This is a genomic window from Rhodococcus sp. 06-1460-1B (assembly GCF_002258475.1).
In the GTDB taxonomy this organism is placed as follows: domain Bacteria; phylum Actinomycetota; class Actinomycetes; order Mycobacteriales; family Mycobacteriaceae; genus Rhodococcoides; species Rhodococcoides fascians.
Genome location: NZ_NOYS01000013.1, coordinates 112,124 through 122,095, shown reverse-complemented (window position 1 = coordinate 122,095; position 9,972 = coordinate 112,124). Strand labels below are relative to the sequence as shown.

The window sequence follows — 9,972 nt, the reverse complement described above, 5'->3', positions numbered from 1 at the left end:
CCCCAAGCCCGTCCAATCGCCGCGTCCCCCCATCCTCATCGGCGGCGGCGGCAAGAAGCGCACCCCGGCCCTGGCCGCGAAATACGCGGACGAATTCAACATCCCCTTCGCCTCGCTGGCCGACACCGAAACGCAGTTCGGACGCGTCCGCGCCGCCTGCACTGCCGCCGACCGTGACCCCGACTCCCTCGTCTACTCCAACGCACTCGTCCTGTGCTGCGGCCGCACCGAGGAGGACATCGCCCGACGCGCAGCCGCCATCGGCCGCGACGTCTCCGAACTCCGCGAGAACGGGGCCGCGGGAAGCCCCGCCGAACTGGTCGACAAAATCGGCCGCTTCGGGGCCATCGGCGCGACTCGCGTGTACCTGCAGACCCTCGACCTCACCGATCTCGATCACCTCGAACTGGTCGCCTCCGAAGTCATCCCGCAGCTCTGATCTCCCCCGCCCCCCATCCGCCCCAGTCCACTCAACGTGACATTGACCCCCGAAAAGGCCACCAAACGTCACATTGACTACCCAGCGGGGGCGAGTAGCCGGCGAGGCCGACACCCGGGTGATGTCGGTCGACCGCAGAAGTCGGGTCGGCGGGAGATCGAGCGCAGTCGTGGCACCCCAGTCCACTCAACGTGACATTCACCCCCGAAAAGGCCACCAAATGTCACATTGACTACCCAGCGGGGGTGAACTGCCCAGCGGGGGGTCACTACCCAGCGGGGGTGATTACCCAGCGGGCTGGGGTCAGGGGGCAGATGGGGTGCGTAGTTGTCGGTATCGCGTACTGATGTGTCGTGCTGCGGGCAGTTCGATCCAGCGGTAGATGATTTCGGCGAGTGCGGCGGTGCCGGTCAGGAAGGCCAGGACGGCGGCGGTCGGTCCGAAGTGCGGTTCCACGGCTGCGTAGATGCGGTAGAGCACGAGTGTGTGGATCAGGTAGATGGCGTAGCTGCGGGTGCCGATCCAGCCGATGATGGGCCAGCGGGTGATGGGTCCGTCGTATCGGGCGAGGATGAGCACGGTGCCGGTGACGACGAGCAGTGACCACAGGTAGGTCTCGCCCATCCAGAAGGTGTGGACGTCGATGGCGAGGCGGATCACTTCGATTTGTGCGACGACGCCGAGGACGATCCAGCGCCAGGTGACGAGTTTCGCCCAGCCGAGGTAGAAGATCTGGCCGAGGAACAGGGTGGGCAGTACTCCGGCGACTTTGGTGAGGAACGGGATGGTGTACGGCTGGGGCAGGTAGAGGTTCCAGAGGATCACCAGTGTGCAGAGTGCGGCTCCGATGAGGGGCACGGTGATCGGGCTTGCGCGTAGTGCCGAGCGCATTGCGACGCAGTAGAGGTAGAACACGATCTGCACGACGAGTGTCCAGGTGACGCCCAGTACGGCGACCTCGGGTCGGAGGAAGAAGCCGCCGAGGAAGAAGCTGAGTACGGCCTCTCCGTTGCTGATTCCGGGTTGTCCGCTGAACATGCCGTTGACGCCGAGTTTGACGAGTACGACGGCCAGGGCGATGGCGAACCAGAGGGCGGGCACGAGTCGGGCGAGGCGCGCGACCATGAAGTCCCGACGCGATTGCCGCATGGCGGATCGGGTGATGAGCAGCCCCGTGAGCAGCATGAACATGCTCACGCCCACGAAGGAGAGGTGGAGGTTGAGGCCTACGTCGTCGATGAGGACGAGGTTGACGATGTCGAGCATCCACCAGTCGCCGCCGACGTCGTCGAGTAGGTAGAACGAGATGTGCGAGTAGAGGACGGCGCAGACGGCGATGACGCGCAGGAGATCGGCACCGTTCATCTGGACGCGGGGCGCGGTCACGGCCGGTGCGGCGGCGGACTCGTCGACCGAATTTCGGTTCGGACGGTCCCCTTTCACACCCTCGAGTTTAGGTTCCGTTCATGGTGTGGACCAATTCGGCGCTGTTACGCAACTATTTCGTGACAATCGCAGGTTTTCGCACCCAGGAATTCGACTGTCTTGTTCACGTGGATTTATTCCGAGAAAAGCATCTCGGTTACAACGGTTGCACAAGGGGTAGGAATGAGATTGGGTTGAACCCTACGAAAGATCCGCAGTAGGACGAACGTGCCCGCATCACGCGATGGGCACGGCGTCGTTAGAGAAGGGAACCACGTGTCCGAGTACACCTTGCCCGACCTTGATTTCGATTACTCCGCCCTCGAGCCGCACATCTCGGGCGAGATCAACGAGCTCCACCACTCCAAGCATCACGCCACCTACGTCGCCGGTGCCAACACCGCGCTCGAGAAGCTGGCTGCAGCCCGCGAGGCCGAGGATCACGGCAGCATCTTCCTGCTGGAGAAGAACCTCGCGTTCCACCTCGGTGGCCACGTCAACCACTCCATCTGGTGGAAGAACCTCTCGCCCAACGGTGGCGACAAGCCCGAAGGCGAACTCGGTGCCGCGATCGACGACCAGTTCGGTTCGTTCGACAAGTTCCGCGCACAGTTCACCGCTGCTGCCAACGGCCTGCAGGGCTCCGGCTGGGCAGTGCTCGGCTACGACTCGCTGGGCAAGAAGCTCCTCACCTTCCAGCTCTACGATCAGCAGGCCAACGTGCCGCTGGGCATCATTCCGCTGCTGCAGGTCGACATGTGGGAGCACGCCTTCTACCTGCAGTACAAGAACGTCAAGGCCGATTACGTGAAGGCGTTCTGGAACGTCGTCAACTGGGCCGACGTCCAGGCTCGTTTCGAGGCCGCCACGTCGAAGACCCCGGGCCTGATCTTCCCGTAGGTTTCGAGATTGCCGCACGACGCGCAATCGCAGACAGGGCCACCGCGTTCGACGCGGTGGCCCTGTCGCATTTCGAAGGTCACGCCCTCCCGGCGGCGGGCACCGACCCGATGGTCGTGACGCCGTGGTCCGGTCTCGCGACGTCCTCGGAACGGCAGGTCGTTCGGCGCGGGGGCTCGGGAACGGGTGTCACGTGTACCTGCACGGTTCCCGACGTCGTCACCACCACAACATCCGACGCGGCATCGGACGACGTGACATCGGACGGGTGGACGTCGTCGATTCCGGTGAGCCCGTATTCGGTTCGTACTGCGTGTTCGGCGATCTGGGCGACGGTGTCGTCGGTGCAGCGGCCTCGGTAGTGGCGCAGCGTGAGGTGCCCGCGGTCGTGGTCGTCCACGACGGCCTGCGCGTTGGTCGGTTCGAGGTTGCCGTAGTAGCTGCCGTCGGGCAGGGCCACCATGCCCGCTGCGTATCGATCGCCGCCCAGGTGCGTCGATTCCCATACCCGCCCGCTGGGTCCGGCGAGGGCCGCCGCCACCGGCCGACCGAGCACCGCGCAGCACGGATCCTTCTTTCCGTGCGTGCAGACGAGGTAGAGCCGCTGGTCGACGCGAGTCCCGATCCCAGGTGGGGTGCCCGCCGCAGCGGCTTCGAGCGGTAGTTCGAGAATCTGCTCGACGGTATCGACCGAGTATTTCTCCAGCCACGGGCCGCGGCGACCCGAGTGCGCGAGAAACACCTGTCGCGTCTCGGTGGGTTGACGCCTGCCGTGCGTTTCTCGCACCAGTTGCGGGCGTACCCCGACGGCCTTGCAGCGACGCGAGAGTTCGGTACCGATTCGGCCCAGGGGCCCGTCCGGCCCCCACGGTTCGCGCCCCCACGGGCCTCGGTGCTCGATCAACACCCAGCCGTGTGCCCGTGCAGCTGTCCCGCGAAGCGATTCGTCGTTCTCGCGCGCCACTGCAGCGCAGCCGACCCAGCGTTCGGATGCCGGCACGTCAGCCCCCGATTTCGGTCGCGGTCTCGACCAGGGCTTGGGCGGTCAGCACGTTGCCGAAGAGAAAATCCTTGGACGGCAGCTCGGTCACCCGAGCTCCGAGGCCGGTGAAGAGCGGGTTCTGTCGCAGTTGCGCCACGGCGTCCTCCGTCCCGGCATCGGTGAGCAGAAGGATGTCGTCGGCCGCCAGCACGTCGATCAGTTCCGGGCTGACGTCGACCGTCTGCACCGCGTCGGATCCGCGATCCTGCTGTGCGGGCGCCCGGTAGCCGAGATCGGCCAGAACTGCGTAAGGAAACGATCCGTCCTGCGTCATGTACCGCAACGAGTCGGTGCGCAGTAGCGCGACGGTCAACGTGCTGTTTTCCCGAGGTGAGCGTGACTCGGATTCGTCGACCGCCTGCCGATAGTCGGCCAGCAAACCGTCGGCGATCTCCTGCCGATCGAAGATTCCCGCCAGCTGCTGCAAGGTGTTCTGCCACGAGGCCGGGGTGTATTCCACGACGACGGTCGGCGCGATGGGGGCGACCCGGTCGTACAGCGCTCGGTTGTCTTCACCCGTCGTTCGCATGACGATCAGGTCCGGTGCGGCGGCCGTCAGAGCCTCGATGTCGACGTCGGCGTCGACGGATCCGATGTCGATCGGTTCGGTGGTGAGCCGATCCCGGACGACGGGTGCGTAGTCACCGGTGAGCGGCGGCTTCACTGCCGCGACGGGCTGGATGCCCAACGCGACGACGGCTTCCAACGTGCGGTCGCCGTCGAGCACGGCCACGCGCTGTGAATCGACGGGAACACTCGTCTCACCGAATGCATGCTGCACGGTGCGAACCTCGCCGCCGGTCTCGCCCGGGGTCGATGCCTCCCGACTGCACGCGGTCACACTCAGCAGTAGCGCAACGGACAGCAACGAGACGACGGTTCGCCGGCCGGATCCTCTGTTTTTCACCGCAGCAGCGTATCGGCTGGCGAGCCGCCGTGGGCCGGCTACGTTTTCGGCTGGCACTCTCCCCATCTTGTGTGCCAGCCGTTTTCGGGTCATTCTTCTCCTTACCCAACGTCGTGTACCCGGCTTCTGCCTCGTACCTGTCTGGGAGGGATGCGCAATGGACGATCGAGATCTCATCGGTGTCTCGCCTTTTCACGCCGCCGGTCTACTGCGCGGGTTCGTGATCTCCGGTCGTTGGCCGGACACCACCAAGGAGTGGGCTCAATTCCTGGCGCTGGCCGTCCGGGTCGCGTCGATGCCGGGCCTGTTGGCGACGTCGACGGTGTTCGGGGTGCGGGAGGAGCTGCCGGAGGATCCGGAGCCGGGGACGGTCGGCCTGGTGTTGGCCGAGGGACCGGTGATCGGCGATTTCGCGTTGGCTCCCGGGCGGTTCTCGGACCATCAGCCGGCCGCGTTGCTGATGCTGCATCCACCGTCGGAGACGACGCCCTCTCTGCCGGAGTGCGCGGGCGCGGCGTCGGGTTGTGTTCTGCTGCCCGGTCTTCCGCATCTGGGCCTCGATCACCGGGCCGCGTGGGTGGAGGCAGAATCCGACGGCACCGTGACGTCGATGATCAGTCGGGTCGGCCTCGATCCGATCAGCGATCCCGACACCGCAGTTTTGGCGATGCTCCTCGCATCCTGACCGCTCCCCGTACACGATTTTTCGGGTCCCCAAACTTATTGGCGCATTGGACAATTGGAGAAACGGCACTTAAAGTCGTCTGCAGCGAAGGGGAGTAGCCCCCAATCAACGTGTCGACATACTGGTCGTTTTCCACGACCCGGCACCTGAACCGGTACTTCCGGTGGGCGAGACCTTCGGTCCGTTCGAAGACCGAGGAGTCTGCTGTGCTGTCCGCTCTACTGTTGAGTTTCGCTGTCATTTTCGTGGCCGAGCTGGGTGACAAATCCCAGCTGATGGCCATGACGTTCGCCTTGCGCTACAAGTGGTACGTCGTCATCGGCGGCATCACGGTGGCCACGACCGTCGTGCATCTGGTCTCGGTCGCCGTCGGCCATTTCCTCGGTGTGTCCATCCCCACCGAAGCCATCTCGATCGTCGGCGGGCTCGCGTTCGTCGTGTTCGGTCTGTGGACCCTGCGCGGAGACTCGTTGTCCGACGACGAGGGTGCCAAGGCGTCGCGAGTCACCAAGTCGGCCTTCCTGGCCATCGCGTCCGCGTTCTTCCTCGCCGAACTGGGCGACAAGACGATGCTGGCCACCGTCACTCTGGCCGCCGACAACGACTGGGTCGGAGTGTGGATCGGCTCGACGGTGGGCATGGTCGCCGCCGACGCCCTCGCTATCGTGCTGGGTGCCGTTCTCGGAAAGCACTTGCCGGAACGGATGATTCAGTACGGTGCGGCCATTCTGTTCTTCGTCTTCGGCGCGGTCCTGTTCTTCGAGGGACTGATGCCGGGTACGTCGGCTCCGTACGTGGCGGCCGCAGTCGTGGTGGCGATCTCGGCCCTCGTCGTCTCCGCTGCGTTCGTCCGACGCTCCCGCAGCGACGCACCGCAGGAAGTGGAGAAGCGCAGCACCACCGAAGACGTCTGACCTTGGTTTACACTCCTCGCGGAGGGGTGAATGAACGACAACCTGCAGGCGACGGGTAGCGACGCGGCACACCGTTCGACCGATCGGCTCATCAGGATCTTCGGCCGGTTCGTCGGTACCGGCTACGCGGCGTATCTACTGCTGCTCGTTCCCGACATCGCGCGCAGCAGCGTCACCGTCCCCGGGTGGTGGACCCCGGCCGCCGTGATCGTCGTGTTCGGTACCGGTCTCGCGTTCGGAGCCTTCACCTTTCACCCGAGCATCAGGGTCAGCCAGGTTGCGGGTTCGATCGCTGCGTTGGCGTTCCCGGTCATGGCCCTGCTGTGGTGGGTGGCCTGGGACGGGACCACCTTCGATCGGAGCGGAATGTTCCTGTCCGCATTCCCCGGCCTGGCCTCACTCGCGGCCGCGACCGTGTGGCGACCCATCCCGGCATTCGTGCACACGGCCGTCTCGGTGGTGATCGTGCAACTGATCAATCAAGCTGTGCGAGAGCCGTTTCCTCGCAGTAACATCATCGCCGAAATATTCTTCGGGCTGATGTTCTGCACGGTGTTCGTCGCCGCGACTCTGGCCGCACTGCGTACCGGTCGCATTCTCGATGCCACCATCAGCGCCACCCACGGCGATGCTGCACGGGCGGCTGCGGCGAATGCACGCGAAGTCGAACGTGAACGGTTCGACGCCCTCATCCACGACGAGGTCATGTCGTCACTGCTGGCGGTCGCTCGCCAGGGCCGCACTGCCAGCCTGGCCCGTCAAGCACGTTCGGCATTGGCCCATCTGGACGGACTACACACCGACACTGCGACACACGATTTCACCGTCGACGACACGATCGCTCTGATGCGGGCCTCCGCATCGACAGTCGACGAGTCGATCGATTTCAGGGTCCGCGAGGACCCCGCCGATTCCTCGGCGAACTACCCTGCCGATGCGGTCCGGTCGATCGCGGGCGCACTAGCAGAAGCACTGCGCAACAGCGTCGTTCACGCTCAGGCGTCGACCAGATCGGTGACGGTCTCGCTGGCCCCGTCGGCACTGCGAGTCATCGTGCGAGACAACGGTATCGGCTTCGATCGACGCTCGGTGCCTCCGCACCGACTCGGCGTCGCCGTCAGCATCGAGGGGCGGATGCGTCAGCTCGACGGCGGTTCGGCCGAGATCGACACCTCCCGCCGCGGAACCACTGTGCGATTGAGCTGGGCGCGATGAACGGCGAGGATGTTCGCGACCTGCTGTCGATGAAGTCGGGGGCCGCGTACGCCGTCGCCGGCTTCTACATCCTCGCGTGCGCCGTGTGTGCGTCGGCGACGCTGAAGGGTATGTCCGCGGTGTGGCCGCCGTTCGTCTCGGTGCTGGTGTTCTCGGCCGCGGTCATCCTGCTGCTCAGAGCGCCGGGGGATCCACTGAGCCCACGGTCCACGGCGTTGCTCACGGTGTCCGGGCCGGTGGCCGCGTCGTTCGTCTTCGCCGTGGTGCCGGTGCCGCTGACCGGCAGTCTGCAGTCCTGGCCTCTGGGTATGTCCGTCGTGATCTACACGTTCATGTGTGTCCGTGGCCGCACGCCGGCCGCGTGGTTCGGACTCGCGCTCACCATGTCCGTCGTCGTCGGTTGGGCAGCCTGGACGGGTCAAGGCGCACTGTTCGGATTGTCGTTCAGCGCCATCAATATTGCTCCGTTGTTGATGGCGACGTTCTTCGCCTTCACCATCCGACCCCTCGGTGCAGCGATCTTCGAGCTCCGTGAACAATCCACCATCCGCATCGCCGCCCAGGCCGCCGCCGCGGCGGTACTCGAAGAACGCGACGCACGCCTGGCCAGCCTCGATACGCTCGCCCGCCCATTGCTGCAGCGCATCGCGGACGGTCCCGACCTCACCGACGAGGAAGTCCTGGCGTGCCGACTCCTCGAAGCCGAGCTCCGCGACACCCTGCGGGCCCGCGGGCTCGTACTGCCCGAGTTGGCCAGAGCGGCACGCTCGGCTCGCGCCCGTGGCGTCGAAGTCACGATGCTCGACGACCGAAGCCCCACGGCACTGAGCGAGAAGGTCCGCAACGACATCGCGGCGGGGGCGTCGAGCAGTCTGGACGGTGCCGTGACGGGATCGGTGACGGTTCGCTTGCTGCCTCCGGGCAGACCGGCCGCGGCGACGATCCTGCTCGACGACCTCGGTGACGGCGCTCAGCGAGTCGAGTACGACGACTCCGGCCGCATTCTGCCTTGATCGGCGGGCGCCGGAGTGAGGTTCCGTCCTGCCTGGTGTGGGGCCGGCGCCGACCCTCATCGGCCGCCGTCCTACTACTCCTGGCCGGATGCGGTTTCGTCGAGGCCGGCCCGTCGTAGCCGACCAGAGGCGATAACGTTGGCTGCATGTGATGGAACGACCACGATTCAGTGTCAACGGGGCACGGGCTCCCGTCGGGATGCAAGGAGTTGGCGATGAATTTTCCGATCGGAACAAGGTGGGTCTTCTTCTGGTCGGCACTGACGCTGCTGTGGGCCGTTGTTTCCGTGAGTCGCACTCAGGACGGTGAGTTTTCGATCTGGTCCTGGGTGGCTACTTGTTTGCTTGCTGCGGCCGCAATCCTGACCGGGCTTCGTACATTTCGCCGCAGAAGTGACGACGAGCGCAGAAGTGACAACGAGCATGGACTCACGAATTTTTAGGGAGTATCACCGTCATTCGAAGGGCGGTAGGCCGACCGACCCCTCGGTGCGGGAGAGTCGGGTGCGGGAGAGCGGGGTGCCTGGGAGTGGGGTGAGGTCCCCCGCCGGTTATGGTGCAGAACACAGCGTGGTCGCTGCCTGTGCCGCGACCCGACACCGCTAACGAAGGGGATCGTACGACGTGGAGATTTCAGGAACAGCAGCACTCGTCACCGGTGGCGCGTCGGGCCTCGGAGCAGCAACCGCAGCACGTCTGGCAGGCGCGGGCGTCACGGTGTTCGGTCTCGATCTGCCGCAGTCCATCGAGCGCGCCGGAGACAGTGTCCCGGACGGCGTGACCCTCATTCCCGCCGACGTCACCAGTGAGGCCGAGGTCGAGGCCGCACTGGACACCATCGTCGAGTCCGGTGTGCCACTGCGCATCGTCGTCAACTGTGCAGGCGTGGGCTGGGCGGGTCGCATCCTGTCCAAGAAGGGACCGCACGATCTCGAGCTGTTCCGGACGGTCATCACCATCAACCTGCTCGGCACGTTCAACGTGATGCGGCTGGCCGCCAACCGCATTCAGTCGCAGTCCACCGTCGACGACGCAGGCCAGCGCGGCGTCGTCATCAACACCGCGTCGGTCGCCGCATTCGAGGGTCAGATCGGCCAGATCGCCTACACCGCCTCCAAGGGCGGCGTGCACGCGATGACCATCACCGCGGCCCGCGACCTGGCCCAGGTCGGCATTCGCGTGAACACCATCGCCCCCGGCATCGTCGACACCCCGATGCTCGCCGGTGTCACCGAGGAATACCGTCAGGGCCTCGAGGCGTCCGTGCCCTTCCCGTCGCGTCTTGCGCAGCCCAGCGAGTACGCCCAGCTGGTGCAGATGATCGCCGAGCACGACTACCTCAACGGCGAAACGATCCGCATGGACGGCGCGATCCGGATGGCACCGCGCTAGAAGTCCTTTCGCGTGTGGCCCCGACTTCTCGGGCGCGGGG

Annotated in this window: 10 protein-coding genes; 7 read left to right on the top strand and 3 right to left on the bottom strand. The window is 65.5% G+C overall.

From position 1 onward, the window contains the following. The coding region (locus CH268_RS05015; RefSeq protein ID WP_141215085.1) for an LLM class flavin-dependent oxidoreductase at window positions 1–439 on the top strand (439 nt) is incomplete at its 5' end. A gap of 303 nt (window positions 440–742) precedes the next feature. On the opposite strand, the gene CH268_RS05010 is transcribed toward CH268_RS05015, so the two are convergent. Further along, window positions 743–1,804 (bottom strand): acyltransferase family protein, encoded by a 1,062-nt coding sequence (locus CH268_RS05010; RefSeq protein ID WP_094662741.1) that lies wholly within the window; start codon window positions 1,802–1,804, stop codon window positions 743–745. Between the two features lie 336 nt (window positions 1,805–2,140). Between CH268_RS05010 and CH268_RS05005 the strand changes: the two genes are divergently transcribed. After that, window positions 2,141–2,764 carry a superoxide dismutase gene (locus CH268_RS05005; RefSeq protein WP_019667073.1) on the top strand — a complete coding sequence of 208 codons (624 nt, stop codon included), beginning with the start codon at window positions 2,141–2,143 and terminating at the stop codon, window positions 2,762–2,764. Window positions 2,765–2,843: 79 nt separating this feature from the next. On the opposite strand, the gene CH268_RS05000 is transcribed toward CH268_RS05005, so the two are convergent. After that, window positions 2,844–3,764 (bottom strand): sucrase ferredoxin, encoded by a 921-nt coding sequence (locus tag CH268_RS05000; RefSeq protein WP_094662711.1) that lies wholly within the window; start codon window positions 3,762–3,764, stop codon window positions 2,844–2,846. A gap of 1 nt (window position 3,765) precedes the next feature. Continuing rightward, the gene (locus CH268_RS04995; protein ID WP_176457845.1) at window positions 3,766–4,713 is read right to left on the bottom strand and encodes an ABC transporter substrate-binding protein; all 948 of its coding nucleotides are present in this window, start codon (window positions 4,711–4,713) and stop codon (window positions 3,766–3,768) included. A 157-nt stretch (window positions 4,714–4,870) separates the two neighbouring features. On the opposite strand from CH268_RS04995, the gene CH268_RS04990 reads away from it, so the two are divergent. The 5 genes from CH268_RS04990 to CH268_RS04970 all read left to right on the top strand — a co-directional run bounded on the left by CH268_RS04990 (window position 4,871) and on the right by CH268_RS04970 (window position 9,932). Continuing rightward, window positions 4,871–5,398 carry a hypothetical protein gene (locus CH268_RS04990; RefSeq protein ID WP_027494858.1) on the top strand — a complete coding sequence of 176 codons (528 nt, stop codon included), beginning with the start codon at window positions 4,871–4,873 and terminating at the stop codon, window positions 5,396–5,398. A gap of 206 nt (window positions 5,399–5,604) precedes the next feature. Next, on the top strand, window positions 5,605–6,312 hold the full coding sequence (locus tag CH268_RS04985) for a TMEM165/GDT1 family protein (protein ID WP_094662707.1): 708 nt from the start codon (window positions 5,605–5,607) through the stop codon (window positions 6,310–6,312). Between the two features lie 312 nt (window positions 6,313–6,624). Continuing rightward, window positions 6,625–7,527, top strand: a complete 903-nt coding sequence (locus tag CH268_RS04980; RefSeq protein WP_371832518.1) for a sensor histidine kinase — start codon at window positions 6,625–6,627, stop codon at window positions 7,525–7,527. Next, a complete protein-coding gene (locus CH268_RS04975) occupies window positions 7,524–8,540 on the top strand; it encodes a hypothetical protein (protein WP_045841519.1) in 1,017 nt (338 codons plus the stop codon). Before CH268_RS04980 ends, CH268_RS04975 begins: the two co-directional genes overlap by 4 nt. A 624-nt stretch (window positions 8,541–9,164) precedes the next feature. Then, window positions 9,165–9,932, top strand: coding sequence for an SDR family NAD(P)-dependent oxidoreductase (locus tag CH268_RS04970; protein WP_027494862.1), 768 nt, complete (start codon window positions 9,165–9,167; stop codon window positions 9,930–9,932). The last annotated feature ends 40 nt before the right edge of the window (window positions 9,933–9,972 follow it).

Coding starts and splice junctions, on each gene's coding strand:
- CH268_RS04975 (WP_045841519.1), top strand. CDS start 7,524: ATGAACGGCGAGGATGTTCGCGACCTGCTGTCGATGAAGTCGGGGGCC.
- CH268_RS04980 (WP_371832518.1), top strand. CDS start 6,625: ATGGCCCTGCTGTGGTGGGTGGCCTGGGACGGGACCACCTTCGATCGG.
- CH268_RS04990 (WP_027494858.1), top strand. CDS start 4,871: ATGGACGATCGAGATCTCATCGGTGTCTCGCCTTTTCACGCCGCCGGT.
- CH268_RS05010 (WP_094662741.1), bottom strand. CDS start 1,804: ATGAACGGTGCCGATCTCCTGCGCGTCATCGCCGTCTGCGCCGTCCTC.